Origin of the sequence: Citrobacter sp. 21OH12SH02A-Citro (assembly GCF_027919895.1) — a bacterium.
Lineage (GTDB): Bacteria > Pseudomonadota > Gammaproteobacteria > Enterobacterales > Enterobacteriaceae > Citrobacter > Citrobacter braakii.
The window spans coordinates 112945-139260 of record NZ_CP114802.1 but is presented as its reverse complement, the minus strand read 5'-3'; the positions used below and the strand labels follow the sequence as shown (position 1 = coordinate 139260).

Here is a 26316-nt window from a genome sequence, read left to right as displayed (position 1 = left end):
TATTACCAATTAGCAGGAAAATAAGCCATTGAATATAAAAGATAAAAATGTCTTGTTTACAATAGAGTGGGATAAATGGACGCTAAAGAACTGAACCACATGATAGCTGAGGCCTACAGCCGGGATTTGCAAAAGCCTGAGCTGGTATCGTTCAAAGAGGTGAGTCGCTGGGGGCGTAAGTACGGTTTCCCCGTCGTATGCACTCTGGCCGATGAAAGTGAAGAAAAGCAGATCCACTGGGCTGCCAGTTTGCTCATTCAAGTAGCCGGTACTTGGCCGCGAGAAGATATGCCGGAATTGCTCACACCGGAACGGGGCTCCGCGCTGTTCAACGATGCGATGCAGTTATTGGCGAATGGGCTTGGAGCAGCAAATCAATTGCGCTGACAGCACAAACCTTGTCAATAAGCGGCCTTCATGGCCGTTTTTTTGTTTAAAGTTTGTTTTAACAGAACCATAATTAGATATTGCAGTATCATTTTATGATCGCTACAATCTTTCACATGTGAAAGTTTGGGGGTGGTCTTGATCACCTGCGAGAAACCAAAATAGAGGTGGGTATGGCAAAAGTAATCAGCTTCGCCAACCAGAAAGGCGGAGTGGGTAAGAGTACCCTCTGTATCCAGCAGGCCTTTTATCTGGCGTTACAGAAGAAAAAGAAAGTGCTGGTCTTGGATATGGATGGTCAGGGGAACACGTCCTCTCGACTGGCCCCCAGACGAGAGCTTGAGGATGGTGACTACGAGCCCATCCTCACAGGAACCAAAACCGCAGAGCTGTTCGCTTACGAGCTGGACGGCATTGAGGTCATGCACTGCCCTTGCGGTGCAGACCTCATTCATACGCCGAAAAACGACCCGGATCTGTTTGAGATGGAGGCTGTGCCTCTTGACCAGGCCATGAATCCGGCTCGCCATTTGGCTGAGCTGTTTGAGAACTACGACTACGTGCTGATTGATTGTCCGCCTAGCCTCGGCAGAAAGCTGGTGGCAGCGTTGGTGATGTCTACCCATGTGGCATGTCCAGTAAAGCTCTCTGGCTTCGCTGTGGACGGCGTAGAAGGTCTCCTGAACACGATTATTGGTGTGCGCGAGGCGTACAACCAAGATTTGGAGATCCTGGGCATCGTGATCAACGACATGGACCGCTCTGTCAATCACGACAAAGCCCTCAAGTCGCTGGAGAACACAGTTCCGGATCTGTTGTTTGAGAACAAAATTATGCACCGGCCTCCGCTCGATACGGCGACGACTGATGGCATCCCTGTCTGGGAGCTTCGCTATGGACATGTCGCGGCCAAAGAAGTTGAGGCGGTGTTGGAAGAACTATTAGAGAAGGTGGGCTAAGCGATGGCATTGAACAATTTAAAAGGCCTGTCCGAACTTGCTAAAGCCGCCAAAGGCAAGAAAGGCAAAGAGGTTCTTACCGTACCTGTTGACGACGTTGTATCCAAGGTCCAGGTTCGTAAGCGCTTCCGTAACATTGAAGAGCTGGCGGCAACCTTGCTGACCGAAGGGCAGCAGTCTCCGATCATCGTGTTCCCGAAGAACGAAGAAGGCAAGTTCGTCATCCAAAAAGGGGAGCGGCGTTGGAGAGCGTGTAAACACGCTGGTATCGAGACCATTGACTTGGTGGTGAATGATAAGGTCCAGAACAACTTGGACGAGACTGCTGGTGAGCTGATCGAAAACATCCAGCGGGATGACTTGACTCCGGTAGAGATTGCCGAGGCGTTAAACCTGTTTATTGAAGAAGGTTGGAAGCAAAAGGATATTGCTGATCGGCTCGGTAAGAATATCACTTTCGTATCTACGCATCTGTCGTTGCTCAAGCTACCTGACTGTGTGCGTGAGTTATACGATAATGAAGTATGTTCTGATACAGAGACCTTGAATAACCTTCGTCTCTTGTTCGATCTGAATGAAGAAAGATGTCGCGCCGTCTGCGCGGTGGCTATGTCTGACGGGATTACTCGTAAACAAAGCCGTGAGCTGCTGAATGATGCCAAACGTATCAAAGACGAAATGGAAAAAGGCCCACTGACTGGCTCCCACCAGAATGATGAGCTTGGCGCTGGCAACACCGACGAGCAATCCCTCAACTCGGGTGGGGATGGTACGTCGGAACAAACCGGGAATGACGACCTGAACCTTGCCCAGGAGGAACTGGAAGGGGGTAAAAATTCCAATGGTCAGGACGATGATGACGAAGACCCTTTGCGTGATGAAGAGGGTGAGCACAAAGATCCTGTCAAGCAGCCAGATAACAGCGGCAAGGACAAAGATGAAGAAGGCGGTGATGCTCTTCCTCCTCTGCCGAAGGACAAGGAATGGAAGAACGTCCGGGCTGACAGTTTGATTTTTGCTGTCAACGTTAACCTGGATGGCGAGACCAAACGTGGAGTCATCATGACCGACCGTGTTGCTCTGGTTCCGTCTACTGTCTGGGTTAAAACGCTCGATGGCGAAGGCAAGGAAAAGCATGTTCATGTGCCTGTGTCAGACATTGAACTCCTGAGTGTCGAAGGCTAATAAAGGAGGCCCAGCCAGAGAGGTTGGGCCTGTCAAGAACAGGTGAATATGAAGATCTCACAGGACATGAAAAGAAAATTTGCTTTGGTGAATGCCCTGTCTAAAACGGAGAAGCCAAGTCTCCAAGACCTTCACAAGGCAACAAATATTCCTGAATCAACGATCAAGAGACAGTTGTCTGCCCTGCGTGATGAGTTCGGAATGAATATCTTGTTCGTCAGGGAGTCTACCGGCGAACGAGGTGCCACCGGCTACTACATGCTGACAGACTGGGGGATCTTAGACAGGTCTTCGTTCTTGAACCGGTACGGAAAACTGTAAGGTGCCATAGAGCAGCGCATTGAATGCAAAACCCGCCAATCGGCGGGTTTTTTTATGCTGCCACGGTAGCGGCGGTTGCTGGAGGTTTTTCGGCGTAGTAGGCGATGTTCTTGGTTCGTCTGCTAAGGGTGTCTATGCCGACGATACTCAGCGTTTTGGGAGTGGTATTGCGGGACTCGAAATAATGGAATAGCTGGATCATGCAGCACTTCACCATCAACGGATCGATGTCTTCCAGGTAGATTGAGGCTTCTCTCAATGCTTCGGGACCGTGGTTCTCGATCAGGTTTTCCATCCAGTGAATGGCGTTGATGCCAGAACCACAGCAGGGCTCATAAAAGTCTGCCGAAGACTGTGAGCCAACAATGAGTGACATCAAGCGGCCAATCTCTGGAGGAGTGGGGAAGTAATTGGTGCCCTTCTTGTGGAAGCCAGACATGCTTAGGACGTAACCCAAAACATCGCTGGTGGGGTCGCGCTTAATGGCGGCAGACAGGACGTGAGAGAGCTCGAAGGCGACCGGCTGAAGTTCTTCCGGGATCTCCTCCTTGGCTGGGTATAGGCCAGTCTGCAAGTATGCCCACTGGTCAATAAAGGCCTCAACAAACCGAGATGTGCCCATTCTGTATCGGGACTGCTCGATGAGAGATAAAGCCTTGGATGTAAGTTGCTGTGTTTCTGGTGACATAAGCGCTCCAGTTTGTTCTGACGAAACATTCAAGAGGTAGAAACGAAGAACCCCGCCGAAGCGAGGTTCTTTGCTTTCCTGCCTGATCGCCTTAATGCCGAAGCAAAGACGTCTTGATAAAGTCGGGGCAACCGGACATTTCCCGGTCGATGAAGTCCTGACGTTTCGCCAGCGGCCATTTCATGAACGCCGCGAGCGGGATGCGCTTATTCGTGTTAGTATTGCCTTGCAGCATAACAAAGCTCCTTAATTGCTTGATTGTGTTGTAAGGGCTGCAACGAAGGTCGAAGAGCGATGCGGCCCTTATTTATGATTATTACAGCATCATAAAATAATATCAAGGGACAATAAAACGATACCAAGAAACAAAACTTTCACATGTGAAAGTCTCCCCGCTGTCCACCTCGCACACTCCAAACGCCCAAATAACTTGTCTATCTGCCCAAAATGGGCGCGTAAGCGTCCGATAGAAAGTAATTGTTAGTGAGATATTGACTACACGGAATATGGCTATATCATAGAATCATAAAATGATACTGTAAAAGTGATATGTATGCCAAAGCAAGCAAATCATCTCCGTTTGAAGAAACCTTGCGCCAACTGTCCATTCCGGAAGGAGGGCGCTATCGAGCTGGTCCCTGGGCGATTAGAAGGCATCATCAACGACATCGTTGAAAACGACATGACGACGTTTCATTGCCACAAGACCGTGCATTCAAAGTCAGGTGGTGAATGGGATGAAGAGGGTAACTATGCACCTTCGGGACAAGAGTCGATGTGTGCCGGTGCTGCGGCTTACTTGATGAAAATAGGCAGGCCGACAGTGGCTATGCGAATTGCCTTTGCGTTTGGTGATGCAAAGGTGTCCGACTGGGACGAAGCTCAAGAGCTGGTTGTCGAGCCTTTGGTACAAGGGGACCGAAATGAGTAAGCGATATGCGGTAGTGCCGCATCCGAAACTGAAACGAGAGTACAAAGGTCGGCTGGTCAGAACTACTCGGGTACTAAAAAACGGCTGGGGGGTGATCCCTCTAGGGGCTGTGGCAACGGTCACGCATCAGTCTCCCAAGGGATCAGAACTGACCTTTGAACCATGCGACTGCTGCGGCCTGAAAGCCATTATCAGTCATGTAAGCATGGACTCCATTGAATTTATCGAACCGATTACTGAGGAAGAAGATGGACGAGAACAAGCTCAACATTGAAACGGTCGATGGGCACAACGAGCTGGTAGTCAGCTTTTTGTCCAGAATGGTAAGCCTGAGTGACGAGGAAAAGCAGACAGTATTGTCCTGCCTTCCGGGCACCGGCAAACAAACAATCACCCAGCTCTATGAGGCGCTGCGTTCTCAAGGGCACCAGGATCTTGCAGAGAAGGTCGAACCATACCTCCAGCAGGGGGTGTTTGGGCCGATCTTCGATAACGCCAAGTCCAAGGTGTTCGTTCGGGACGAAGCGCCTTTTTTCCTCATGGATGAAAATCCTTTGAACTGGGATGACGCTAAAGCATTCAATCGCCTACGTATGAGTACGACCTGTGTTCTTGGCCGTGGCGGCTGGACTATCGGTGAGCGCTTTGATGACCGCTTTGATACCGAGGTGGGCGGAACACAGCTTATCGTCACCCAGTCACTCAACGAAAAAGGTGAGATTGAAGGAGGACTTCCTACCTCGATGTCGCTGAATGACTTTGCTGAGTTCCCTAAACAGCCAAGGCCTCCTCAAATAGTCGATTACCAGGAAGACAAGCGATACACGCTTGAGGAAGCGGAAGCTATCCCTGAGCTCGCACCAGTGGTTCAGCGTCTGAAAGAGCGCATCGAAGAGTATGAGGAGAGAAGAGCCCATGATTGACATGACATGCCGCCTCTGTGCTGGTTCCGGTGTTTATGACTTTTCCCCTTCCAAAGAAACCTGCGGTATGTGCCAAGGGCATGGGAAATTTGCTGACGCCAAAGCAATGCTGGTGGCTGCCATCGAGCTGGCAAAGAAGCAACGCGAGCCGGTCATTGAAGTGGTAATGGGGTTGGTGCTCCAGGGTGTGGATGTTAGAGGGAAGGAGCCTGGAGAGCGGTTCAAGGCTGCTCAGGCCTTTAACGCCCCAGGGCACAACCTATTACGATACGGGTGGGATGCTTGGGAGCTCTATGCCCTCCATGAGGGTGTAAGTCCAGAACTTGCATCGCTTGGCCGAAGTGTGATGCGCGAGTGGCATAGCCATTCATGGGGCCGGTTCAGTGGAGAGGTAGGCTTTAACGCCGCCGAGATCATGATCAAACAGGCCAAAGACAACCCAGAAAAAGCAGAAGAGCGCTGGGCGTTCCTGCTTAGTGAAGAATGGATGGTGGAGTAATTGTCGTGACAGAACAAACCAATAAGAAATTGATGCTGGATGAGTCTCCAGATATGCCCCTGCAATTCAAGTGGAGAAAGTTTGGTGGTGCGATTTTTACTGCCACGCAAACAATGGAGCACGTCAAGGAAGGACGTAAGCTCGGGCCGACTCCAGCAGGGATGCTACCTCAAGAAGTGTGGCTGAACCGCCTGATCGCTATGGAAGAAACCCTGCCACGAGGGAAGTTTTTTGACAGATTCCGCCGCCGCGACAAAAACGAGCAGTATGACTTGGCCGCCGATCATCTCCGTCTTGTCGGACAGAAAAAGCGATAGGGGGATAGATGAAAGCCCAGGCATACCCACCATCAGTCATTCGTAAAGGCGCTGTGTTGTACGCAGCCCTTTATTACATCTCTGATGATGATAAAGCAAAGGTCGAGGTTACAGAGTGGATAGTTCGCTCTATTCAGAAACGACGCAACTCAACCAGCGATCAACGCTATGTCAATCTTGCCCAAAAGTTAGATGGGATTACGTGGGGGAAAAGGTCACGGAAGAATGGGGACTTTGGTTGGTTGCCATCTATACCGAGCTGGTGTTTGAAGCAGTTCCGGGAAGGTGGCGAATTGCCTTTTGGCGTTTATACGACGCGACTGGCCGCTCTCAAGTTTGCGAAAGTCAGCTTGCAGGAAGAGGTCCAATATTGCGAGGCCGAGCTGAAAAAGCCTCAGACAGAAGAGGATACTCAGGAACTCCAAGAGGAGCTGGCGGAGAACCAGAGACTTCTGAAAGCTGCTGGAGCAATGGTGAAGCGCGAGCAAAACAAGAAGAAAAGAGGTTGACCAATGTTACCGATCGTCTCCCCCTCCGTAGTAACCAAACAACTTGCGTTCAATCGAGTAGGCGATAAACGCAAGGTTAGGGTTTCGTCCAACTTTTTGGATGTTATGGGGTTCAAGCCAGGTATGGGCATCGCCGTTGAGCCAGGGGAGGGGATGGGCGGTTTTTCGGTGATCCCAGCGACCGATGAACTACAGACACACCAGGTTTATCAGCGCCGGTATCAACCAAAGAGTCGCTCCAACAACCCGCTGGAAACCGTTATTGAGTTTTCTGGACAAGGGCTCATAGATAAGTGCTTCCCTCGCTATACAGAGCGTTTCCACGTCGAAATGCGAAAAGGCCGAGTAGTCTTCACTCCTGTCGCAAACAGAGCCTTTGCCATTGCGGATCGGTTCAGAAAAACCAGCCCTTTCCGTGCCTTTGTGGCATTGACTGGCGGGGTAGACATTCATGTTATGGAAGCGCTTGGCTGGAAGGCTGAGATTGTTTTGGAGCATCGTCCAGTTGAAGCCAGAGACAGAGCATCCGGGCGGAACCTGAGTGAAGTACATGCGCTCAATACGCTGGTGAACAGCTCCCCGCGTATCCTGCTGAATGAAGACATTCATCACCTGGAGCTGGATCGCCTTGGAGCCTTGCTGGCGGAGTGCCCACCAATTGGTTTGGCCCATTACTCGTTGGGGTGTGATGACCACTCAAACGCCAAAAGTCCAAGGGACAAAGAGCGTTCTCTTGAGGATCTCTCCACCATGCTCGACATGGTTTACCCGGCACTAAAACAGATCGAGGTCGTGAACCCTGCCGTCGTGCTGGTGGAAAACGTCCCGAACTTCAAAGCATCCGGAGCCGGGGCGATGATGGGAACGACACTGCGGCGGATGGGGTACTTCCTCACTGAGATGGTCTTGAACGGTCTGGATTTCGGCGCTTACCAGGGGCGAGAACGCTATTACATGGTGGCGTCGGTCTTCCCTGGGTTCGTTCCACCGAAACCTGAGCAGAGAGCTGGTGGACGATTGTGGCCGGTGATCGAGAAGCACCTCGGGGATTGTGCTGACGTCACAGTGTTGAAGTCAATTCAGGCCAGAGAGTCAACTTCTCGCAGGATGCCTGCGTTCTTGACGAGAGAAAGCACCAGTTGCCCGACCATCCTCAAGTCTCAGGATCGTGGGGTAAAGGATGCAGTGTACATCCAAGACGGTGGCCGCATTTACAAGCCATCGGTCGATCTGGTTCAGGAGTTGATGTCGATACCTGATAGCTTTGATGTTTCGTGGATGGCAAAAGAACAAGCGACAGAAACGCTTGGGCAGAGTGTGGATTACAGATTGCATTCAGCGGTCATGGCCGCAGTTCGGGATCACCTGAATGTGAATTGCGGTCGCCATACCGTGGTGCAGCACGGTATCAGAAGTAAGGAAGGTAGATAATGGCAGTCATTTACTACGGCGAGGGAACCCATGACGCCGGTTTCGTCGGGTTCCGTGTCGCACGAACAGTTGGGGTGGCGGATGATTACCGGCAGGAATACTTCTCCTTGAGAGAGTATTCCTACGCAACAGCTCACCGGCTGGCCTACAGCTTGGACCGAAAGTGGGAAGCTGAGGCAGAAGAGGTGAAGCGTCAGAATAAGACTTGTAAGCGGCGACGCAACTCCGGGCCAAACATCATTGCTGAGGGGCTGAGGGCTTATATCAGCATTGAGAACCGGAGCCGGATGGGGGTGAAGAGAACCTACTTCGCGCCTTGTTTTCTCGTCACAAAGCCAGGCTACGGCAATGGGGATATTGCTTTCAGGATTTCCACTCATGGCTACGCAGAAGCCTACGAAAAGGCGGTGGAAAAATATTGTGAGATCCATGATTTGACGGATGAGCAGTATGTTGAGTTGCTTGACCGTATGCCGAGTACAGAGGTGTTCACTGGATACCTGCTGAATGCTCTTTTAATGCGCGGCCATCGCGCTACAAAAGCTGAAATACTGAGTAAGCTGGGGGCTGAGAAGAATGAAGAGGACATTGCCAATGGCAAAGGGAAAAGCGGCCAGAACAGAGTGCGTTGCCCAGAGTATCGGTGGGCGCAATAACAGCGCCACCAGCTTTTGGGACCGTATTTTAACAGTTGAGGAGACGGCCACACTCATTGGCGTCAGGATCTCTGAGCTCAAAGACGCGGTGCGCTATCAGAAACTCCTGAAAGGGAAGGCAGCTCCAGAAGTACATTCGGTATCAGGAACTGGGAAACTGTTTTTTGATGGGCGATCCATTAAATCGTTCATAGAGGACTAACCGGTGGATCTGGATCAAAAGCAAGAACCGTGGATCAGCGTCAACGACAAGATGCCGGTCGTCGGTGTGCCTGTTCATTACCAGCTTAAAGGATGTTGGTCGGGCAAAATTGTTGAGTACGACTTGATCCATGTTCAGGAAGATGATTGTTCGTGGCGAACGGCGGACGACAACTCGGAAGTCAGCTATGACTTCGATGTCATCACCTGGAGACCTATTTAGGTTTGGGAGTCTTGCATTATCCGGCGGTTATTGCCGTGAAAATACGGATGTTCAAACCATGTTTTATAGCAACACCTCCTTGGGGGCGGAATTATGTTTTTTGATAACAAAGTAGAATCTCACTCGCTCGTAATGGGAGCCAGCGGGAAGGGTAAATCGGTCTTGTCCGAACAAGTGCGGAAAAATGCGAGGCTGCGCGGTGATCTGCTGGTGGATACTGAAATGTACCGTGAAGGTCGAGGGTTGAAACCATACGAGCATGAGTACGCTCGTCGCTTAGTTCTGGGGCTAAGTGGACCGTTGCCGCGTGAACTGCGTGGGAAGCCGGTGACGGTTATCTCTGATGTGTCCAGGCCAAAAAAGGTAAAGCGTCAGCCAAAGCAATTTGTTAAGACCGTGAATGGCGTAACCCTTGAACGCCAATTGGTGGCCGATGCAAGAGATCAGTTGGAAATGCAAACAGGCGTCTGGCTCAAACAACCACAGCTCATCGAGCTGATGGAAGAGTCGGGCATAGACGAAACTCTGGCCGATTTTGGTGAGGCTGAAACACAGATCCGAGAAATGCTGGCGGATGCGTTGGCGATGAAACTGGTAGGACGCTCATGGCCCAAGTGTGGAGCCCTCTATAACGCGGCAGAAAAGTCCGACGTTAACTTCTCCTCCGAGCTTGATGCTGCGGCCAAAAAAGCTGGATACATGGTTCGCTAAATGGGATTTGGTGTGGACAAGATAGATCGGCAAAGTTGGCTCGTTAAATTCAGGCGAGCGAAGTGTCAGGACACTTTAGACACGATGAGGGATGCGGCCATTCGCAACTATGAAGGGAATATTCGTGTTATCGCGGATATTGTATTGGCCCATGAGGCGAGAGAGACAGAAATTGAAAAAGGGATGTTTTGTCGAATAGTTAGATAGTCTGATGGGCTATCAGGTGGTGATTATGAAAAAGAGAATACTTCATCTGCCCGTAAAAAAGATTTACTTCGATCAGATCAAATCTGGAGAAAAACCAGATGAATATCGCCTCGTTACAGACTACTGGATAAAAAGACTAGAGGGGCGCGAGTATGATGAAGTCCATGTTAAGTGTGGCTACCCAAAGGCTGGAGATATGTCCAGGATAGAGATTCGCCCTTGGCGTGGCTTCTCAAGGAGTGTTATAACGCACCCGCACTTTGGAGATTGTCCGGTTGAAGTATTCGCTATCCATGTGAATTGAATGGTGTATGACAACTGTGCTTGGTAGGAAAATCAGGTATCAAAAGAAATTGGGTTATTAAAAATTAGGGGCCATCGGCCCCTTAATTGTTTTAGTCTGTGAACATTGAACAATCGAGGTGGGATAGTGCTTGTTCGTAGCTGTCTTTGTTGTTCGTCTTACGTAGTTCCACCAGCTCAACAATCACTGGACTTAAAGCCAGAGATTGAGGCTCCCAGACGCGCTTGCATTTGACCGCCATGTTGGCATTTACGTCTGTAACAACGTAGAGAAACTCAGGCGCTTCTTTCAATGTCCCCAGGCCCTTTGCCATATCCACAGCCTCAGAGTTCTTATAGCTTCGAGTAAAGCTCAGCTCGTCTTGGGGAATGTAGCTGGCAGTCGCCGCAGCCAAACCTGACACCATGCCTTTACCTGCGCTTTTTGCAATGGCCGAGCTGGTAGCTAAAGTTGGCATTACGGCCTGCCCCATTTGGCTGGCGGATGCCGCCGCCAAGCCTGAGGCGATGTTCTTCCCTGCATCTTCGGCAGTGGCTGAGCTGGTGGTGAGCATCGCAGTTAAAATGATTGTTCCAAACATACTTAATTCCTCTATCAATCCATAAAGTCCGACTTTTTGAAGGGCATAGTGCCTTTGCAATCGGGATAGGCGGTGCAGCCCCAGAACTTAGAAGCTCGCTTCTTGCCGGGCGCTTTTCCTTTCCTGAGACGCATCGGGCTACCGCAATCTGGGCAGTCTGGACAATCCTCAGCCGCGATACGCTTCTCGGGTTTCCCTCGGTTGTCTGGGAACGTCTTCTTGCAAGCCTCGTTCTGGCAGCCCCAGAAAAATCCGTTCTTCCCTTTGATCCGGTGCATCTCTCCACCGCAGTTGAAGCATTCGTGTGAAGGCGGCTTAGCGCCCTCGAAGGCTTTAGCCATCGCGCCACCTTCTTTGGTCAGAACCGGTGCGGGCACTTTGAGCTGCTCAACCATTTGGCAGATCCAGGTGGAAATCTGCTTCATGAAGACAGACATATTCCCGGAGCCGGAGGCGACTTTCTCAAGCTCCTGCTCCCAAGCCGCAGTCATGCCGGGTGATTTGATGGCTGGTGGAAGCACTGCGATAAGCGCATGAGCCTTATCAGTTGCAAGCAGTACCTTTTTCTGACGTTTGAAGTAGCCTTTATCAACAGCGCCCTGGATGATGCTTGCGCGTGTTGCTGGAGTGCCTAAACCGGCTGTGTCTTTGAGAATTTGCTTGAACTTCTCCTCAGTCACGAACCGGGCAATGTTCTCCATCGCGGCAAGCAATGTGGCTTCGGTGAAGTGCGGTGCTGGCCGCGTCATTTTGTTTGCCAGCTCGGCACCATTAAGCAAAGCGGGTTCGCCCTGGCTAACCCTGGGGAGCTTCTCTTGTTCAACCGGCGCGTCGGTGTCTTCCCCCTCGTCCTTGGGACTGCTTTCACTATCAGAAGCAAACAAAACCTTCCAGCCTTGTTTGGCAGGTGTCTTACCAGAGGCCGCAAAGAGGTGACGCCCACACTGCACCTCGATGGAGGTTTTGGTGAACTCGAACTCGCTGTAGAACTGCGCGATGTAGAAACGACGGATGGCGTCGTAAAGATTGAACTCGATCTCAGACATGGCACTGATGTCTGTTCTGGCCGGTGTTGGAATGATCGCGTGGTGCGCGGTCACTTTGGCGTCATTGAATACCCTGGCCTTGCGATGAGGATCTGCGCCAGCCACCAGCCCAGAGACGTTCTGATCGGACAAAATGAGCGCCTGGAGAATGTCCGGAATGTCTTCCTTTTGGCTCTCGGGTAGATAACGACTATCAGTACGAGGGTAGGTGGTCGCTTTGTGCGTCTCGTACAGAGCTTGAGCTGCATCCAGTACCTGCTGAGCGGTGTATCCCCATCGTTTGCTTGCGTATTGTTGCAGCGACGTTAGATCGAAGGGGAGGGGGGCTGACTCTTTACCTGGTTTGGTTTCTGCTTTGCTGATAACAGCATTGGCACCATTGACCTGGGAGGCTACCTGCTCGGCATAGGCCTTATTGACGCACCGGCCTTGCTCGTCACTGCACTCTTCTGGTGGTATCCATTGGGCGGCAAACTGTCCATTCTGTACGGACACGTTCACACCCAGAGTCCAGTATGGTGAGGGGGTGAAACCGGCGATCTCTCGGTCCCGTTGACAAACAAGAGCGACGGTTGGGGTGATAACCCTGCCAACGTGAAGAGTGTGGTTGAAGCCGACATCTCGGGCCAGCACTGTGTAGAGGCGGCTCACGTTCATGCCTACCAACCAGTCAGCGCGTTGCCGTGCCAATGCGGCGTAGTAGAGTGAGACCGTATCCTTGCCATCCTTTACGTTGTTCAGCGCTTTCTTGATGCTTGACTCATCGAGAGCCGTCAAACAAACCCGGCGAATAGGGCCAGAGTAGCGGAATCGATCCAGAAGCGAACGGGCGATAGCCTCACCTTCTCGGTCGTAGTCCGTTGAGATGTAGATGGTGCTCGCCTTTTTGACCAGTCCCTCAACAATTTTGTACTGTTTGAACGCACTCTTGCGAACGTTGTACCGCCATGACTCTGGTGCAATAGGGAGGGTCTCCAGTGACCATGACTTGTAGCGTTCGTCATAATCGTCTGGCATATACAATTCCAGCAGGTGGCCGAACGCCCACGTAATAACGCGGTTTCCTCCATCATGGAGAAATCCATCACCTCGTTGGGAGGCCTTCATTACGCCAGCCAAATCTTTGGCCTGAGAAGGCTTCTCGCAGATATAAAGGTCCATTAAGCAGCTCCTCTCATCTTTGATTCCAGATTCGCCAGCTCAGCCCAGCTTTGGGCCAGACCTTTGACTTCGGGGTAGTCTCTGGAGAGGTTTTCGAGGACTCCAGAAATGACATAGGCCGCTTCGCGGGAATTACCCCTCGAACCGGCCTCCTGGAGCATGATTGATAAAGCGTCGAAGAGCTCAGCCTTACGGCTTGGCTCTGTCTGGTTTCTTATTTCAGAGCTTTGCATGGGTTCACCACTGAATAGGGACGCACGGACTCGCGCACAATGCGGCGATCTGCGTCAGTTACAGCCTGGCTGGTGCAAAAGTGCGTCCAGGCATTCAGATAATCTTGATAGGTGTGGGTAGGTGGTATGCAGCCGGTTACAACATCCTTGGGGATGTTTGTAGTCCCCTCGGCTTCCACAAAGCGCCAATCGTGCTCGTCCATACCTTTGCCGCCATCGCAATAGCGTTCCCAGCGTGACAACTCGTACAGCGAGTAGCCTTTGCCTTTATTCATGGACTTGAAGGTATTGATGGCTTCGTTCACATCCCCGTGCTGCTTGATCCCTGCTGGAGTTTTATCTGAACCAGCGGAGTCATCTTTGACCTTGTTCATCGTTGCGCTGACATTACCGTCGCCCAGCACATGGATATAACCAGGTTGACGTAATGCAGCACCACCGCGCCCCATGTTGTCCCATGCCATCGACAGTTCCCGGCTAACTCGGGCAGGTTTGTCATTTTCGGCAGGGGCAGTCTGGGGCTGAGGCTTTTGCTCGGGGGCGTTAGAGGCACACCCGGCCAGAATTGCCACTCCCAGAATTGCTATCAGTTGTCTCATCGTGTCGTTCCTCATCAAAAATTGTCGATGAGCCCATTCTAAAAGGGGGGGGATGGAAAGCTGGTTTCTCAAACTGCCCAAATTGGACAGATAGGCGTGTGTGCGATCTAAAGGTGTTTTGAGAGCATGTAGCGACGAGAAATACGATAGGAATATGGTCAACCTACATGCTGAAAGCCCTTAACAAGTTATTTGGTGGGCGAAGTGGAGTGATCGAGACCGCGCCGAGCGCCAGAGTGTTGCCGCTTAAAGACGTGGAAGATGAAGAAATCCCTCGATACCCACCTTTTGCCAAGGGCCTGCCAGTGGCCCCACTAGACAAGATACTGGCAACCCAAGCTGAACTGATTGAGAAAGTGCGGAACTCTCTCGGTTTCACTGTGGACGACTTCAACCGGCTTGTTTTGCCGGTGATCCAGCGGTATGCCGCGTTTGTTCACCTGTTGCCAGCTTCCGAATCACACCACCACCGTGGCGCTGGTGGTCTGTTCCGACATGGGCTTGAAGTGGCCTTCTGGGCAGCTCAGGCATCTGAGTCAGTTATCTTTTCCATCGAGGGGACGCCTCGGGAACGCCGTGACAATGAGCCGCGTTGGAGACTGGCGAGCTGTTTCTCTGGGCTGCTGCATGATGTGGGTAAACCGCTCTCGGATGTGTCCATTACGGACAAAGACGGGTCAATCACATGGAACCCGTATTCGGAGTCACTTCATGACTGGGCACACCGTCACGAAATCGACCGTTACTTTATCCGGTGGCGCGACAAGCGACACAAAAGACATGAGCAATTCTCGCTGCTGGCGGTGGATCGAATTATTCCGGCTGAGACTCGGGAGTTTCTGTCCAAGTCTGGCCCGTCCATCATGGAAGCGATGCTGGAAGCTATCTCAGGAACCAGCGTCAATCAGCCTGTGACCAAGCTGATGCTTCGCGCTGACCAAGAGAGCGTCTCACGGGACCTTCGCCAGAGTCGTCTCGATGTGGACGAGTTCTCCTATGGTGTGCCCGTCGAGCGTTACGTGTTCGATGCCATCCGCCGCCTGGTTAAAACCGGAAAATGGAAGGTCAATGAGCCAGGCGCGAAAGTCTGGCACCTCAACCAAGGTGTATTCATTGCCTGGAAACAGCTTGGGGACCTTTATGACTTGATCAGCCACGACAAGATCCCCGGTATCCCACGAGACCCTGACACACTGGCCGACATTCTCATCGAACGTGGTTTTGCTGTACCAAACACGGTGCAGGAGAAGGGTGAACGTGCGTACTACCGCTACTGGGAAGTTTTGCCTGAGATGCTCCAGGAGGCGGCGGGTTCGGTGAAGATCTTGATGCTCCGACTCGAATCAAACGACCTGGTGTTTACGACTGAGCCTCCTGCGGCTGTTGCTGCGGAAGTTGTTGGTGATGTTGAGGACGCTGAGATTGAGTTCGTTGATCCTGAGGAAGCCGATGACGGTGACGACCAAGAGGAAGGTGAAGCAGCTCTGAACGATGACATGTTGGCCGCAGAGCAGGAAGCAGAGAAAGCTCTAGCTGGCCTTGGCTTTGGTGATGCGATGGAGATGCTGAAAAGCACCTCCGATGCTGTCGAGGAGAAGCCAGAGCAAAAAGATGCGGGACCAACGGAATCATCTAAGCCTGACGCTGGCAAGAAGGGTAAGCCGCAGAGCAAACCGGGCAAAGCAAAACCGAAGAGTGATACGGAGAAACAACCCCATAAACCAGAGGCAAAAGAGGATCTGTCCCCTCAGGACATTGCCAAAAACGCACCACCTTTGGCAAACGACAATCCGTTACAAGCACTCAAGGATGTTGGGGGTGGACTGGGGGACATCGACTTCCCGTTTGACGCATTCAACGCATCGGCAGAGACAACCAGCACTGACGCAACAAACTCAGAAATCCCAGATGTGGCAATGCCCGGAAAGCAAGAGGAGCAGCCAAAACAGGACTTCGTTCCACAAGAACAAAACTCCCTGCAGGGCGATGACTTTCCAATGTTCGGTGGTTCTGATGAACCGCCATCATGGGCGATTGAGCCGCTCCCTATGCTGACTGACGCACCAGAACAACCAACGCACACGCCAGAAATGCCGCATACGGACAACGTTAATCAGCATGAGAAGGACGCAAAGACCTTGCTCGTTGAGATGTTGTCTGGATACGGGGAAGCATCGGCGTTGCTTGAACAAGCGATCATGCCTGTTTTGGAAGGTAAAACGACGCTGGGCGAAGTCCTATGCCTGATGAAGGGGCAAGCCGTCATTTTGTACCCGGATGGCGCTCGGTCGCTGGGTGCGCCGTCAGAGGTTCTCTCGAAGCTGTCCCACGCCAACGCGATTGTTCCGGACCCGATTATGCCAGGTCGCAAAGTTCGTGATTTCAGCGGAGTGAAGGCAATTGTACTGGCGGAGCAGCTTTCAGATGCAGTCGTGGCGGCCATTAAGGATGCCGAGGCGTCAATGGGTGGATACCAGGATGCCTTTGAGCTCGTCTCTCCCCCTGGCTTGGATGCAAGCAAAAATAAGTCTGCACCGAAACAACAAAGCCGAAAAAAGGCGCAGCAGCAGAAGCCTGAGGTTAATGCCGGTAAAGCCTCGCCTGAACAAAAGGCGAAAGGTAAGGACTCCCAGCCACAGCCGAAGGAGAAGAAGGTCGATGTTACTTCTCCGGTTGAAGAGCAACAGCGCAAGCCGGTCCAAGAAAAACAGAACGTGGCTCGCCTTCCTAAGCGGGAGGCTCAACCGGTGGCTCCTGAGCCCAAAGTTGAGCGTGAGAAGGAATTGGGACACGTCGAGGTGCGAGAAAGGGAAGATCCAGAGGTTAGGGAGTTTGAGCCGCCTAAGGCGAAAACAAACCCGAAAGACATCAACGCGGAAGATTTCTTGCCGTCTGGTGTTACGCCTCAGAAAGCACTCCAGATGCTCAAGGACATGATCCAAAAACGCTCGGGCCGATGGCTCGTGACACCTGTCCTGGAAGAGGATGGCTGCTTAGTAACCAGTGACAAAGCCTTCGACATGATTGCCGGTGAAAACATCGGCATCAGCAAACACATCCTCTGCGGGATGCTGAGCCGGGCACAGAGACGCCCTTTGCTCAAGAAACGTCAGGGAAAATTGTATTTAGAGGTAAATGAAACATGACAATGAGTTATGACCCGCTCGCCTACGAGATGCCGTGGCGGCCCAACTATGAAAAAAATGCTGTAGCAGGCTGGCTTGCCGCCTCCGGCGCGGCTTTGGCCGTAGAGCAAGTCAGCACGATGCCGCCGGAGCCATTCTATTGGATGACGGGGATCTGTGGCGTGATGGCGATGGCTCGTTTGCCCAAGGCTATCAAACTTCACCTGCTCCAAAAGCATTTGAAGGGGCGTGATCTGGAGTTTATTTCCATTGCGGAGCTCCAAAAGTACATCAAGGACACGCCGGACGATATGTGGCTTGGTAGTGGGTTCCTGTGGGAAAACCGCCATGCCCAGCGCGTGTTTGAGATCCTGAAACGCGACTGGACTTCCATCGTAGGGAGAGAGTCCACGGTCAAAAAGGTTGTCCGGAAGATACAGGGTAAGAAAAAGGAGCTGCCAATCGGCCAGCCCTGGATTCACGGGGTAGAGCCCAAAGAAGAGAAGCTGATGCAGCCACTCAAGCACACTGAGGGGCATTCGCTGATCGTTGGGACCACCGGCTCGGGCAAGACCCGTATGTTCGACATCCTGATTTCACAGGCCATTCTGCGTGGGGAAGCCGTGATCATCATAGACCCGAAAGGGGATAAGGAGATGCGGGACAATGCCCGACGTGCCTGTGAAGCTATGGGGCAGCCGGAAAGATTCGTCTCATTTCATCCAGCATTCCCGGAAGAGTCGGTGCGTATCGACCCTCTGCGTAACTTCACCCGCGTGACTGAAATCGCAAGTCGTTTGGCAGCGTTGATCCCGTCCGAAGCAGGGGCCGACCCGTTCAAATCATTTGGATGGCAGGCACTGAACAACATCGCTCAGGGCTTGGTCATCACTCATGATCGTCCCAACCTGACAAAGCTCCGCCGATTCCTTGAAGGTGGCGCTGCTGGCTTGGTCATCAAGGCCGTTCAGGCTTACTCAGAGCGAGTTATGCCCGACTGGGAGGCAGAAGCAGCGGCTTACTTGGAAAAAGCCAAAAACGGTTCGCGTGAGAAGATCGCTTTCGCGTTGATGAAGTTCTACTACGACATCATCCAACCTGAGCACCCGAACTCTGACCTGGAAGGCTTGCTGTCGATGTTCCAGCACGACCAAACCCACTTCTCCAAGATGGTGGCGAACCTCCTGCCGATCATGAATATGCTGACGTCCGGGGAGCTAGGCCCTCTGCTGTCTCCAGACTCATCTGATCTGAGCGACGAACGCCAGATCACCGATTCCGCAAAAATCATCAACAACGCTCAAGTTGCTTATCTGGGGCTCGACTCCCTGACCGACAACATGGTTGGTAGTGCTATGGGGTCCATCTTCCTGTCAGACCTGACAGCGGTTGCCGGTGACAGATACAACTACGGCGTCAACAACAGACCCGTAAATATCTTTGTTGATGAGGCTGCCGAGGTGATCAACGACCCGTTCATCCAGCTCCTGAACAAAGGTCGCGGTGCGAAACTTCGTCTTTTCGTTGCAACTCAGACTTTTGCTGACTTCGCAGCTCGACTGGGTAGCAAAGACAAAGCGCTCCAGGTGTTGGGGAACATCAACAACACGTTTGCTCTGCGTATCGTCGATGGTGAAACCCAGGAGTATATCGCGGATAACCTGCCGAAGACCCGGCTCAAGTACGTCATGCGGACTCAAGGCCAGAACTCGGATGGCAAGGAGCCCATTATGCACGGAGGCAACCAAGGCGAGCGTTTGATGGAGGAGGAAGCTGATCTGTTCCCAGCCCAGTTATTGGGAATGCTTCCGAACCTGGAATACATAGCCAAAATTTCAGGCGGAACAATCGTAAAAGGCCGTCTGCCCATATTGACCCAGTAAGAGCAGAGCTATGTGTGACAAGAAGTATAGAGATTACGAGGTAGCCATCATGGTCGATGTGAACCCTTTCGACAGGGTTATGAATGAATTGAAAAGTCGTGGCCGCAAGAACGCTCACATCCTGAGCATCCTCCAATTCGACTGGCCTGCATCGGAGGCCATCATCGAGAAGCTGAGCTGCTACATCACAGACGGGATTAAGGCTAATCAGGAGCCTGTGATTTACCCGATCATTGAAGAAGCTCTGCATCGCTACAGCCAGCTCGTGTTTCATGAGCAGAGAGAGAAATATGAAGACCCGGCCAGAATTGGGGCATTTCTGGAAACCCTGATCACCGAAACCTGCCGGGCGTTGGAAGTGCAAATTGTCGATAGTGGCGGTGATTCATGGTCTGTCGATTCAGGAGAGTCGTTCTCACTGTGGCTTTCTTCCCATCCAGGAGAACTATCCATTAACCCGCAGCCCCATGAGGATGAGACCTCTTTGCGTGGCTTGCTGTATGAGCTCATCACCTGTGAGAGCGTGAAAACTGTTTTAAGGAGAACCGACTATGAAGAAGCCGTGGTTGCTGGTCGCATGGCTGCTGGTTATTGAGTTGCTGGCAATATTGCTGCTGATCCCTGGCGACTGGACAGACAGAGCCATCAAAAGGGAATCCGTGCTGGTGGAACAGAGTCTTGGTGTCGAAGCAAGAGACTGGATACAGAACAAAGCATCTACCTGGTTCAGGTCGAGCGTTATTGATTCAGGCTTCTATGAGGGGATGTACCAAACGCTGATCCCATCAGAAGAGGAGCGCCAGAAGTCCAAGGGGATGCAGGATATGGGCAAGGGCTGGTTTGTGTGGGTCAAAGGCCGCATGGAAGCCTTTGTCAACGTCATTTACCAGTTCTACACACGGTTGGCGCTGTTAGCCGCGTGGGCTCCCTATATGCTGATCCTGTTCGTACCTGCGGTATATGACGGGATGATGACATGGCGAATTAAGCGGACCAACTTCGATTATGCGAGTCCGGTTCTCCATCGTTATAGCGTTCGCGGAACGATGTACCTGATGGCCGGATTGTTCATCGCGTTCTTCATCCCCATAGCGCTCGATCCGGTTGTCATCCCGATGACAATGATGACGTGCTGTGTCCTGGTTGGCCTGACGTTCGGCAACCTCCAGAAACGGGTATAGGGAGGGAGGATGAGCTACTCCGTTATAAATCAAGATGGGGTGCATCTGTGCGACATCCCATTGAACGTCTACCAGGTGATACGTCGCCAATCCTTGTCTGCGTTGTGGCTTTACTGGGCGCAGAGCTTGAATTTGGTGAAGGTGCTCATTGCTTGCGTCGGAAAGATGATCTTTGTGATGCCGGTAATGTGGTTCTGGGTGCTGGTGGTGTGCCGCTTGGTTGAACCAGAACGTATCTCAGACGTGCCAGGACTTATCTCTCCGGACGTGATCGGGTGGGCCGCTGGTGCGGCCATCACCCTCATTATCTATTCCGTTTTTACACGCCCAGCTTTGTACGGATACCACAACTTTTTCAAGCAGCATATTTGCTCAAGAGTAAAGCAAGTAACGCCGGAACTCAGAACAGTCACTGGGCCACTGTTCTTTTACCGAAACGAAATTGGAACGATATAGAGAGGAACCATGAAAGTAACCAATAAACTCAAACTGCTGGCACTGGGGCTGTGTATGGCCGGTACTGCCATCGCGGCTCCTGATGTGCTCAATGACGACGCAAAGCTCAAGAACCTTGAGAAGGTGTGTCCCGACTGTAAGATGGTGGCAAAAGATGTACTCAATCTGCGGGTTGAAAACTGCCAGCTCAAAGACACTTCCAGTGCAATGATGATTGGCACCATGCAAAATGACCCTATGTTTTCGTTTATGCTGGCAGTACACACAGCGGCAGGCTCGGAGGCATACAAAACGGTAGTTGGTGCCGCTGGCAACCATGTTGACTGTGAAAACCCGTTGAACTGGATCAAGCTGACCCAGCAAGCGATTAAAGGAGGCAAAGTCTAATGCGTAAGAGAGATTTCTTTTTTGGAGAGGTGTATGAGGGGGGTGCAGGAGCCACTCTACGACTGAGTGATATGGAACCATTGGCAAGAAAAGTGTCGGCAGAGTTCTTCACTGCACAACTGAACCGTATGCTGAAAGAGCATGACGGTCAGTTGACGCTCAGCGATGGAACGTCGTACCCCAGCTTTTGGAGCTTCATCGACAAGGTTGTTCCAGAGCAGGTTGGTTTCGTGGAGATCTACGCTCGGCAGGATGTTAACGATAATGTTGAAGCGACACTGGCGTGTGACATCGTTTTGGTAAATGGTGTGATCACCGTTAAACCTCACTGGTGTGCTTACAAAGACATCAGGGCTGACGAAGTGATTTCCACCTTACTGGTGCCTTTGCATTTGAAGGCTCTCCAGGGTAAGGCTTACATTCGCTGGGATGATGGTGAAACCGAACCTCTGTTACAAAACGACGACTATCAGGCTGAACTTGAAAATGTGTTTAGTGTTTCCAAGTACCCATCAGCCATGAGCTGGGGCGATACAGCAGACCAGAAGGTTAAGCAGTACAAGATGGACCTTGAGTGCGCCACAGATGTTGGTTGTCGAGGTGTCTCATCAGAGCAAGCATGGGATGCTTATCGAGAACTCCGTTACAATAGAACAGTGTGAAACAAGCGGCCATTGGCCGCTTTGAACTTTCACATGTGAAAGTTTTTCGCCTCCCGCTCTTATCATCTCCTCGAATAAACCTCCATAAAGTGCCCAAAATGGGCCGTAACAGCACTGTTCCTAGATTGATCAATTAAGAGACGATTACTCCGTGATGACGACAAGTTATTTGGAGGGTCTATGTCCGCACAAGCTCACGTCAGAGAAAGCGAAAGCTCATCTGGTTCATTCATCTCCTGGCAGTTCCTTGTCTGGCAGGTGATGTTCGTTATAGGTGTTGTTGCAGGGATGAACCTGGAACACGCATTCAATTTTCTAGGTTAATGGGAGGAAGTGTGAACCTTAATAAACAATTTTTCTGGTTTTTGATGAACGCGGTGCTGATGTGCATCTTCATCGTTCCAGTGGCCGTCGCGTTTTGGCTGTCTGCTTTTGCGGCAGGTTTTGACTGGAGTCAGTGGGTTAAGTTGGCTGCTGATACGGCCAACAGAGCTGCAAGTGACCCGGCCAAGGCTCTGGGCACGGTTCAGACCTACTGGGGCATTCTCAGCTTCTTCCTGCTGGCGGCGTACAGTCTGATGTTCAAGTTTAAAGCCAATGCTAACAAGGAAGTGAAAACTCTGGGGGTGGCCCGACCAGCCAATGAAGTTAGCGTTGCGGCTTCGGAAAAACATTCGGAAGCGGTTCCTCAAAATCAATAACCGATCCAGTAAACGCAAAAAAGGCGGCTTAGGCCGCCTTTTTTTATTTGTCGCTGGAAGTGCCCGAAAAGGGCGCGAAGCCGTGGCAGAAAATCAGTGACCCTGAATGAGAATACAGGCCACTAGGAAAAGAAGAGGGTTGCTATGAAGCCTGTAAAGATACCGCGCCGGGTCGATGAGCCCCCGCATCTGCTGTTGTGGAGCGCAGATGAGTTGGCCCCGATGCTTTTGGGGCTAACGATAGGGGTCATCATCGGTAAGGCCCTGATCTGCTTTCTGGGGGGGTTACTTGTAACCAACCTTTATCGCCGATTCAGGGATAACCATCCGGATGGATACCTGCTCCACATGATCTACTGGGCCGGGTTCATCATGACCAAGGCCAAATCTCTCAAGAATCCGTTTGTCCGGAGGTATTTGCCTTGAACCTGAAAAAGTATCTCAAGACCTGGGAAGGGACCCAAACAGAAAATAAGTGGGGACGAATCTTCCAGGGTGGTCTTATTGCTATCGTTTTCCTGCTGGTGGTCCAAGTATTCAGCAAGGAAACCATCGTCACTATCCAGCCTTTCACGCTCACGGAAGAAGCCTGGGTGACGAAAAATAACGCCTCTCAGTCCTATAAAGAGGCTTGGGGTTTCGCTTTTGCTCAGCTCCTTGGCAATGTGACGCCAGGAACCGTTGACTTTGTGAAAGAACGGATCACCCCGCTTCTCTCCCCGAGCATCTATCAGGACGTGATTGATGCCATCGAAATTCAAGCTCAACAGATCAAGAACGACCGCGTAACCATGCGGTTTGAGCCGCGTTTTGTTGAGTACGAGCCCAAGAGCGACAAGGTGTTTGTCTACGGATATTCCTACGTCAAAGGGGCTTCTTCTAACGAAGAGCGTAGCGAACGCTCCTACGAGTTCGCCATCAAGATTTCAAACTACGCGCCCGTGCTGGACTACATCGACACCTATGTAGGAAAGCCACGCACCAAAACTGTTTTGGAGCAACTCCAGCGCAAAGAAGAAAACCGGAGAAAGCATGAAGAACAACGCTAAACTTTCGCTCCTGGCGCTGTCCTTGGCGCTTGGAACTTCAATGGCCTATGCCTCGGATGACATTCCTGTTGTCCCGGCCAGTGTTATGAAAAAGGATGTTCCTGCCCCTGTGACGTCAGGACAAAGCTCCCATGAGGTTGTGGGCAGCATGAATGAAAACCCCTTACTGACGATGAAGCCGGGGGTTAACCAGATCATCCCGATAGCCGTTGGTCATCCGAACCGAATCGTCACGCCTTTCAGCAATCCTGAGATCGTTTCAACATCTCTGACCGGGGCGACGGATAACGGCCAGTGTGGTGAGGTCTGCATCAAAGAGAATGTGGTCTATGTCGCCACGGATAAGCAGTATCCGGTGACTATGTTCATTACTGAAAAAGGCTCGGAAGCCCAAGCTCTCAGCCTGACGATGGTTCCCCGTCGTATTCCGCCCAGAGAAGTCTTTCTCAAGCTCGATGGTGGTGTAGGTATCACTGGTGCTTTTGCCAATACCAAGGCTGAGACCTGGGAACAGAGCCAGCCTTATGTCGAAACCATCCGGTCAGTATTCCGAAAGATTGCTCTTGGTGAAGTCCCTCAAGGTTACACGTTGAACCGCATCCCTGCTGGTGCTGCGGTGCCGAGCTGCGCTCATCCTGGGGTAAAGGTGGATTTTAGCAAGGGGCAATACATGATGGGCCACCACCTTAACGTGTTCATCGGTGTCGCCCTGAACGTCTCTGATCAGCCTATTGAGTTCAAAGAGGCGTTGTGTGGGAGCTGGGATGTGGCTGCGGTGACTACGTGGCCGCTTAACGTGCTTGAGCCCGGCCAGAAGACGGAGATCTATGTGGCGAAGAAGCAGAAGCGTGGTCTCGCACCAACGTCTAAGCGTCCATCGCTGCTGGGAGGTGCCCAATGATTAAGCGATTTTGGACACAGTTAGACCCCAACAAGAAGCGTTGGGTGTCTATCGCTGGCGGCGTCTTCGTTCTTTTTGCGGTCGTGACAATGTTCTCTGGTGAACCCAAGAAAGAAGAGAAGCGCGGTCGCCAAGAAACCATCAAGCACGTTCTCACAGACAAAAACACCCGTGAGATCGGGATAGATTCGTTGTCTGCCGATGTGAAGATGGTGTCTCGTGAAAACTCCGACCTGAAAAAGGAGCTGGAACGAGTCAAGAAAGAGCTGGAGGAAACCAAAACCACTGCCGGGAAATCCAGTGATGTTGGCCGTGAGATGACCCGCCTTCGTCAAGATTTGGACCGCCTGACCCAGAAGAACATGGAATTGGCTAAGAAAGTCGAAACCGGCGCTGCTGGTGGAAAAACATCCTCTTCATCAGAGGATGCCAGAGCCGATGTTAATGGTGCATCTGGTGGTGATGGTCAGTTCATGGAGAAAAAGCTCGACTACAAAGATCCAGCATCCTTTTTTCGGGACGCACCGCTTCCTGACTCGAAGGGTGGGGCTCCTGCAACTGGCAAGGGAGACGGTCGTGATGCAACTAAACCAGGCATCCAAATAGTGAGCTACTCGCAGAAAGCGCCAGAAGTTGAAGAGAAGGACAACAAGGATGATGAGTCTATCTACCTACCTTCTGGCTCCATCCTGACAGGGGTGCTCATCAACGGTATGGACGCACCAACATCTCAAGGTGCTCGTCGAGATCCGTTCCCTTCGACCCTCAGGATTCAGAAAGAGGCTATTTTGCCTAACCGCTTCCGTGCGGATGTTCGTGAGTGCTTCCTGATTGTTTCAGGCTATGGAGATCTCAGTTCAGAGCGAGCGTACCTGCGTGGCGAGACCTTCTCGTGCGTTCGGGATGATGGGGGGGTCATAGAAGCGAAGCTGGATTCCTATGCAGTGGGTGAAGACGGTAAGGCCGGTGTCCGTGGTCGCGTCGTATCGAAGCAGGGGCAAATCATCGCCAAGAGCTTGATGGCAGGCTTCCTTGGTGGCGTTTCCGAAGCCTTTGACGTCAATCCTGTGCCGGTCGTCAGCACTAACCCTGGCTCAAATACCCAGTACCAGTCTGTGTTCTCCGACCAGATGTTGCAGGGAGCAGCAGTGAAGGGGGCCAGTAAGGCGCTAGATCGCATCGCTCAGTTCTATATCGACATGGCCGAAGGCATCTTCCCCGTTATCGAGGTCGATGCTGGCCGTCAGGTAGACATCATCGTGACCAAAGGAACCAAGCTACAAATTCGTTCCACCGGGGGAACCAAGAAATGAAAAATTTGAACATTTTGACCAGAAAGGGCAGTTCCAGAGGCGAGGCTCAAAAGGAACAGGCAGTAAGATCCGCAAAGATGTTGGGGGTGGGTGCAGCGCTACTTATTTTGTCGGGCTGTTCGACGTTCAACATCGGCAAGGATGAGTATAGCTGTCCGGGAATGCCGAATGGTGTTCAGTGTATGTCAGCGCGAGACGTTTACGCCGCAACCAATGACGGAAATGTCCCGCGCCCAATGAAACCAGAGGAAGTCGAGGCCAAAGCGGAAGCGGATGGCGAAGGTTCCTCAAACGTTTCAGCGAACTCATCTAGCTCCGGAGACCCGGTGATTGACAACTATGTCGCACCGCGTCTTCCGGATCGCCCGATTCCAATTCGTACACCAGCACAGGTTATGCGGATTTGGGTAGCTCCCTGGGAGGACACCAATGGTGATCTCATCGTGACAGGGTATGTCTATACCGAAATCGAACCGCGCAGGTGGGTGATTGGGGATGGCACACCGCAAAGTGAGCCAGTTTTGAGACCGCTGCAAACGGTACAACACGAACCGAAGTCTGAAACAACCAAATAGGAGATGTTCTTG

At 51.8% G+C, this 26316-nt stretch carries 35 protein-coding genes; 29 read left to right on the top strand and 6 right to left on the bottom strand.

The window, feature by feature from the left end; genetic code table 11:
* Positions 1–75 precede the first annotated feature (75 nt).
* The 4 genes from O6D90_RS24285 to O6D90_RS24270 all read left to right on the top strand — a co-directional run bounded on the left by O6D90_RS24285 (position 76) and on the right by O6D90_RS24270 (position 2852).
* A complete protein-coding gene (locus O6D90_RS24285) occupies positions 76–387 on the top strand; it encodes a hypothetical protein (protein WP_000338945.1) in 312 nt (103 codons plus the stop codon).
* Positions 388–560: 173 nt separating this feature from the next.
* The gene (locus O6D90_RS24280) at positions 561–1346 is read left to right on the top strand and encodes a ParA family protein (protein ID WP_001151304.1); all 786 of its coding nucleotides are present in this window, start codon (positions 561–563) and stop codon (positions 1344–1346) included.
* 3 nt (positions 1347–1349) lie between these two features.
* Positions 1350–2531, top strand: coding sequence for a ParB/RepB/Spo0J family partition protein (locus O6D90_RS24275; protein ID WP_001207227.1), 1182 nt, complete (start codon positions 1350–1352; stop codon positions 2529–2531).
* Between the two features lie 48 nt (positions 2532–2579).
* Positions 2580–2852 (top strand): helix-turn-helix domain-containing protein, encoded by a 273-nt coding sequence (locus O6D90_RS24270; RefSeq protein ID WP_000703827.1) that lies wholly within the window; start codon positions 2580–2582, stop codon positions 2850–2852.
* A 52-nt stretch (positions 2853–2904) separates the two neighbouring features.
* Here the strand turns inward: O6D90_RS24270 and O6D90_RS24265 are convergent, their stop codons facing one another.
* Positions 2905–3540, bottom strand: a complete 636-nt coding sequence (locus O6D90_RS24265; protein WP_000074431.1) for an N-6 DNA methylase — start codon at positions 3538–3540, stop codon at positions 2905–2907.
* Between the two features lie 91 nt (positions 3541–3631).
* A complete protein-coding gene (locus O6D90_RS24260; protein WP_000939033.1) occupies positions 3632–3775 on the bottom strand; it encodes a hypothetical protein in 144 nt (47 codons plus the stop codon).
* 318 nt (positions 3776–4093) lie between these two features.
* On the opposite strand from O6D90_RS24260, the gene O6D90_RS24255 reads away from it, so the two are divergent.
* From O6D90_RS24255 to O6D90_RS24205, 11 genes are all read left to right on the top strand, one after another.
* Positions 4094–4471, top strand: coding sequence for a hypothetical protein (locus O6D90_RS24255; protein ID WP_001125905.1), 378 nt, complete (start codon positions 4094–4096; stop codon positions 4469–4471).
* The gene (locus O6D90_RS24250) at positions 4464–4745 is read left to right on the top strand and encodes a hypothetical protein (protein WP_000044824.1); all 282 of its coding nucleotides are present in this window, start codon (positions 4464–4466) and stop codon (positions 4743–4745) included. The genes O6D90_RS24255 and O6D90_RS24250 overlap by 8 nt, the downstream gene beginning before the upstream one ends.
* Positions 4720–5394, top strand: a complete 675-nt coding sequence (locus O6D90_RS24245) for a thymidylate kinase (protein WP_000344151.1) — start codon at positions 4720–4722, stop codon at positions 5392–5394. Before O6D90_RS24250 ends, O6D90_RS24245 begins: the two co-directional genes overlap by 26 nt.
* Complete coding sequence (locus tag O6D90_RS24240; protein WP_000566600.1) at positions 5387–5893, top strand: hypothetical protein; 507 nt, start codon at positions 5387–5389, stop codon at positions 5891–5893. The genes O6D90_RS24245 and O6D90_RS24240 overlap by 8 nt, the downstream gene beginning before the upstream one ends.
* Before the next feature lie 5 nt (positions 5894–5898).
* The gene (locus tag O6D90_RS24235) at positions 5899–6210 is read left to right on the top strand and encodes a hypothetical protein (RefSeq protein ID WP_002210541.1); all 312 of its coding nucleotides are present in this window, start codon (positions 5899–5901) and stop codon (positions 6208–6210) included.
* 8 nt (positions 6211–6218) lie between these two features.
* Entirely contained in the window at positions 6219–6719 is a 501-nt protein-coding gene (locus tag O6D90_RS24230; protein ID WP_000647189.1) for a hypothetical protein, read from the top strand.
* Positions 6720–6722: 3 nt separating this feature from the next.
* Entirely contained in the window at positions 6723–8150 is a 1428-nt protein-coding gene (locus O6D90_RS24225) for a DNA cytosine methyltransferase (RefSeq protein WP_000936896.1), read from the top strand.
* Positions 8150–8806, top strand: a complete 657-nt coding sequence (locus O6D90_RS24220; protein ID WP_000268551.1) for a hypothetical protein — start codon at positions 8150–8152, stop codon at positions 8804–8806. The genes O6D90_RS24225 and O6D90_RS24220 overlap by 1 nt, the downstream gene beginning before the upstream one ends.
* Before the next feature lie 205 nt (positions 8807–9011).
* A complete protein-coding gene (locus O6D90_RS24215; protein ID WP_270956684.1) occupies positions 9012–9230 on the top strand; it encodes a hypothetical protein in 219 nt (72 codons plus the stop codon).
* Between the two features lie 93 nt (positions 9231–9323).
* Positions 9324–9941 (top strand): hypothetical protein, encoded by a 618-nt coding sequence (locus O6D90_RS24210; RefSeq protein ID WP_000464631.1) that lies wholly within the window; start codon positions 9324–9326, stop codon positions 9939–9941.
* A gap of 232 nt (positions 9942–10173) precedes the next feature.
* Positions 10174–10452 (top strand): hypothetical protein, encoded by a 279-nt coding sequence (locus tag O6D90_RS24205; RefSeq protein ID WP_014386427.1) that lies wholly within the window; start codon positions 10174–10176, stop codon positions 10450–10452.
* A gap of 91 nt (positions 10453–10543) precedes the next feature.
* On the opposite strand, the gene O6D90_RS24200 is transcribed toward O6D90_RS24205, so the two are convergent.
* Genes O6D90_RS24200 through O6D90_RS24185 form a run of 4 tightly spaced genes read right to left on the bottom strand, consistent with a single transcriptional unit; the run spans position 10544 to position 14071 of the window.
* A complete protein-coding gene (locus tag O6D90_RS24200; protein WP_000468105.1) occupies positions 10544–11032 on the bottom strand; it encodes a hypothetical protein in 489 nt (162 codons plus the stop codon).
* 14 nt (positions 11033–11046) lie between these two features.
* Positions 11047–13239: a DNA topoisomerase III gene (locus tag O6D90_RS24195; protein WP_000366822.1), complete on the bottom strand. Its 2193-nt coding sequence runs from the start codon at positions 13237–13239 to the stop codon at positions 11047–11049.
* Positions 13239–13472 carry a hypothetical protein gene (locus tag O6D90_RS24190; protein ID WP_001191892.1) on the bottom strand — a complete coding sequence of 78 codons (234 nt, stop codon included), beginning with the start codon at positions 13470–13472 and terminating at the stop codon, positions 13239–13241. Before O6D90_RS24190 ends, O6D90_RS24195 begins: the two co-directional genes overlap by 1 nt.
* Positions 13454–14071: a hypothetical protein gene (locus O6D90_RS24185; protein WP_001249396.1), complete on the bottom strand. Its 618-nt coding sequence runs from the start codon at positions 14069–14071 to the stop codon at positions 13454–13456. Before O6D90_RS24185 ends, O6D90_RS24190 begins: the two co-directional genes overlap by 19 nt.
* 167 nt (positions 14072–14238) lie before the next feature.
* Here O6D90_RS24185 and mobH point away from each other — a divergent pair, with 167 nt between their 5' ends.
* The 14 genes from mobH (at position 14239) to traV (ending at position 26304) form a co-directional block, all read left to right on the top strand.
* On the top strand, positions 14239–17217 hold the full coding sequence (gene mobH, locus O6D90_RS24180) for a MobH family relaxase (RefSeq protein WP_001337757.1): 2979 nt from the start codon (positions 14239–14241) through the stop codon (positions 17215–17217).
* On the top strand, positions 17214–19079 hold the full coding sequence (gene traD, locus O6D90_RS24175) for a conjugative transfer system coupling protein TraD (protein WP_000178856.1): 1866 nt from the start codon (positions 17214–17216) through the stop codon (positions 19077–19079). The genes mobH and traD overlap by 4 nt, the downstream gene beginning before the upstream one ends.
* 49 nt (positions 19080–19128) lie before the next feature.
* Positions 19129–19674 (top strand): hypothetical protein, encoded by a 546-nt coding sequence (locus O6D90_RS24170; protein ID WP_000228720.1) that lies wholly within the window; start codon positions 19129–19131, stop codon positions 19672–19674.
* Complete coding sequence (locus O6D90_RS24165; RefSeq protein WP_000743450.1) at positions 19631–20260, top strand: DUF4400 domain-containing protein; 630 nt, start codon at positions 19631–19633, stop codon at positions 20258–20260. Before O6D90_RS24170 ends, O6D90_RS24165 begins: the two co-directional genes overlap by 44 nt.
* A 9-nt stretch (positions 20261–20269) precedes the next feature.
* Entirely contained in the window at positions 20270–20716 is a 447-nt protein-coding gene (locus tag O6D90_RS24160; RefSeq protein ID WP_000122506.1) for a hypothetical protein, read from the top strand.
* 9 nt (positions 20717–20725) lie between these two features.
* Positions 20726–21103 carry a hypothetical protein gene (locus O6D90_RS24155; RefSeq protein ID WP_000869261.1) on the top strand — a complete coding sequence of 126 codons (378 nt, stop codon included), beginning with the start codon at positions 20726–20728 and terminating at the stop codon, positions 21101–21103.
* Positions 21103–21765, top strand: coding sequence for a hypothetical protein (locus tag O6D90_RS24150; protein ID WP_001231463.1), 663 nt, complete (start codon positions 21103–21105; stop codon positions 21763–21765). The genes O6D90_RS24155 and O6D90_RS24150 overlap by 1 nt, the downstream gene beginning before the upstream one ends.
* A gap of 180 nt (positions 21766–21945) precedes the next feature.
* Positions 21946–22089, top strand: coding sequence for a hypothetical protein (locus tag O6D90_RS24145; RefSeq protein ID WP_001275801.1), 144 nt, complete (start codon positions 21946–21948; stop codon positions 22087–22089).
* 11 nt (positions 22090–22100) lie between these two features.
* Complete coding sequence (locus tag O6D90_RS24140) at positions 22101–22466, top strand: hypothetical protein (RefSeq protein ID WP_001052531.1); 366 nt, start codon at positions 22101–22103, stop codon at positions 22464–22466.
* A gap of 144 nt (positions 22467–22610) precedes the next feature.
* Positions 22611–22892: a type IV conjugative transfer system protein TraL gene (gene traL, locus O6D90_RS24135; protein ID WP_000805625.1), complete on the top strand. Its 282-nt coding sequence runs from the start codon at positions 22611–22613 to the stop codon at positions 22890–22892.
* Complete coding sequence (locus O6D90_RS24130) at positions 22889–23515, top strand: TraE/TraK family type IV conjugative transfer system protein (protein ID WP_001049716.1); 627 nt, start codon at positions 22889–22891, stop codon at positions 23513–23515. The genes traL and O6D90_RS24130 overlap by 4 nt, the downstream gene beginning before the upstream one ends.
* Entirely contained in the window at positions 23499–24416 is a 918-nt protein-coding gene (locus O6D90_RS24125; RefSeq protein ID WP_000794249.1) for a TraK domain-containing protein, read from the top strand. The genes O6D90_RS24130 and O6D90_RS24125 overlap by 17 nt, the downstream gene beginning before the upstream one ends.
* A complete protein-coding gene (locus O6D90_RS24120) occupies positions 24416–25729 on the top strand; it encodes a TraB/VirB10 family protein (protein ID WP_024131605.1) in 1314 nt (437 codons plus the stop codon). Before O6D90_RS24125 ends, O6D90_RS24120 begins: the two co-directional genes overlap by 1 nt.
* Positions 25726–26304, top strand: a complete 579-nt coding sequence (gene traV / locus O6D90_RS24115) for a type IV conjugative transfer system lipoprotein TraV (RefSeq protein ID WP_000793435.1) — start codon at positions 25726–25728, stop codon at positions 26302–26304. Before O6D90_RS24120 ends, traV begins: the two co-directional genes overlap by 4 nt.
* Positions 26305–26316: the final 12 nt, after the last annotated feature.

Bases quoted from the DNA above. Each gene is read 5' to 3' on its own strand.
- O6D90_RS24285 (WP_000338945.1), top strand. From the start codon at position 76: ATGGACGCTAAAGAACTGAACCACATGATAGCTGAGGCCTACAGCCGG.
- O6D90_RS24280 (WP_001151304.1), top strand. From the start codon at position 561: ATGGCAAAAGTAATCAGCTTCGCCAACCAGAAAGGCGGAGTGGGTAAG.
- O6D90_RS24275 (WP_001207227.1), top strand. From the start codon at position 1,350: ATGGCATTGAACAATTTAAAAGGCCTGTCCGAACTTGCTAAAGCCGCC.
- O6D90_RS24270 (WP_000703827.1), top strand. From the start codon at position 2,580: ATGAAGATCTCACAGGACATGAAAAGAAAATTTGCTTTGGTGAATGCC.
- O6D90_RS24265 (WP_000074431.1), bottom strand. From the start codon at position 3,540: ATGTCACCAGAAACACAGCAACTTACATCCAAGGCTTTATCTCTCATC.
- O6D90_RS24260 (WP_000939033.1), bottom strand. From the start codon at position 3,775: ATGCTGCAAGGCAATACTAACACGAATAAGCGCATCCCGCTCGCGGCG.
- O6D90_RS24255 (WP_001125905.1), top strand. From the start codon at position 4,094: ATGCCAAAGCAAGCAAATCATCTCCGTTTGAAGAAACCTTGCGCCAAC.
- O6D90_RS24250 (WP_000044824.1), top strand. From the start codon at position 4,464: ATGAGTAAGCGATATGCGGTAGTGCCGCATCCGAAACTGAAACGAGAG.
- O6D90_RS24245 (WP_000344151.1), top strand. From the start codon at position 4,720: ATGGACGAGAACAAGCTCAACATTGAAACGGTCGATGGGCACAACGAG.
- O6D90_RS24240 (WP_000566600.1), top strand. From the start codon at position 5,387: ATGATTGACATGACATGCCGCCTCTGTGCTGGTTCCGGTGTTTATGAC.
- O6D90_RS24230 (WP_000647189.1), top strand. From the start codon at position 6,219: ATGAAAGCCCAGGCATACCCACCATCAGTCATTCGTAAAGGCGCTGTG.
- O6D90_RS24225 (WP_000936896.1), top strand. From the start codon at position 6,723: ATGTTACCGATCGTCTCCCCCTCCGTAGTAACCAAACAACTTGCGTTC.
- O6D90_RS24220 (WP_000268551.1), top strand. From the start codon at position 8,150: ATGGCAGTCATTTACTACGGCGAGGGAACCCATGACGCCGGTTTCGTC.
- O6D90_RS24210 (WP_000464631.1), top strand. From the start codon at position 9,324: ATGTTTTTTGATAACAAAGTAGAATCTCACTCGCTCGTAATGGGAGCC.
- O6D90_RS24205 (WP_014386427.1), top strand. From the start codon at position 10,174: ATGAAAAAGAGAATACTTCATCTGCCCGTAAAAAAGATTTACTTCGAT.
- O6D90_RS24200 (WP_000468105.1), bottom strand. From the start codon at position 11,032: ATGTTTGGAACAATCATTTTAACTGCGATGCTCACCACCAGCTCAGCC.
- O6D90_RS24195 (WP_000366822.1), bottom strand. From the start codon at position 13,239: ATGGACCTTTATATCTGCGAGAAGCCTTCTCAGGCCAAAGATTTGGCT.
- O6D90_RS24190 (WP_001191892.1), bottom strand. From the start codon at position 13,472: ATGCAAAGCTCTGAAATAAGAAACCAGACAGAGCCAAGCCGTAAGGCT.
- O6D90_RS24185 (WP_001249396.1), bottom strand. From the start codon at position 14,071: ATGAGACAACTGATAGCAATTCTGGGAGTGGCAATTCTGGCCGGGTGT.
- mobH (WP_001337757.1), top strand. From the start codon at position 14,239: ATGCTGAAAGCCCTTAACAAGTTATTTGGTGGGCGAAGTGGAGTGATC.
- traD (WP_000178856.1), top strand. From the start codon at position 17,214: ATGACAATGAGTTATGACCCGCTCGCCTACGAGATGCCGTGGCGGCCC.
- O6D90_RS24170 (WP_000228720.1), top strand. From the start codon at position 19,129: ATGGTCGATGTGAACCCTTTCGACAGGGTTATGAATGAATTGAAAAGT.
- O6D90_RS24165 (WP_000743450.1), top strand. From the start codon at position 19,631: ATGAAGAAGCCGTGGTTGCTGGTCGCATGGCTGCTGGTTATTGAGTTG.
- O6D90_RS24160 (WP_000122506.1), top strand. From the start codon at position 20,270: ATGAGCTACTCCGTTATAAATCAAGATGGGGTGCATCTGTGCGACATC.
- O6D90_RS24155 (WP_000869261.1), top strand. From the start codon at position 20,726: ATGAAAGTAACCAATAAACTCAAACTGCTGGCACTGGGGCTGTGTATG.
- O6D90_RS24150 (WP_001231463.1), top strand. From the start codon at position 21,103: ATGCGTAAGAGAGATTTCTTTTTTGGAGAGGTGTATGAGGGGGGTGCA.
- O6D90_RS24145 (WP_001275801.1), top strand. From the start codon at position 21,946: ATGTCCGCACAAGCTCACGTCAGAGAAAGCGAAAGCTCATCTGGTTCA.
- traL (WP_000805625.1), top strand. From the start codon at position 22,611: ATGAAGCCTGTAAAGATACCGCGCCGGGTCGATGAGCCCCCGCATCTG.
- O6D90_RS24125 (WP_000794249.1), top strand. From the start codon at position 23,499: ATGAAGAACAACGCTAAACTTTCGCTCCTGGCGCTGTCCTTGGCGCTT.
- traV (WP_000793435.1), top strand. From the start codon at position 25,726: ATGAAAAATTTGAACATTTTGACCAGAAAGGGCAGTTCCAGAGGCGAG.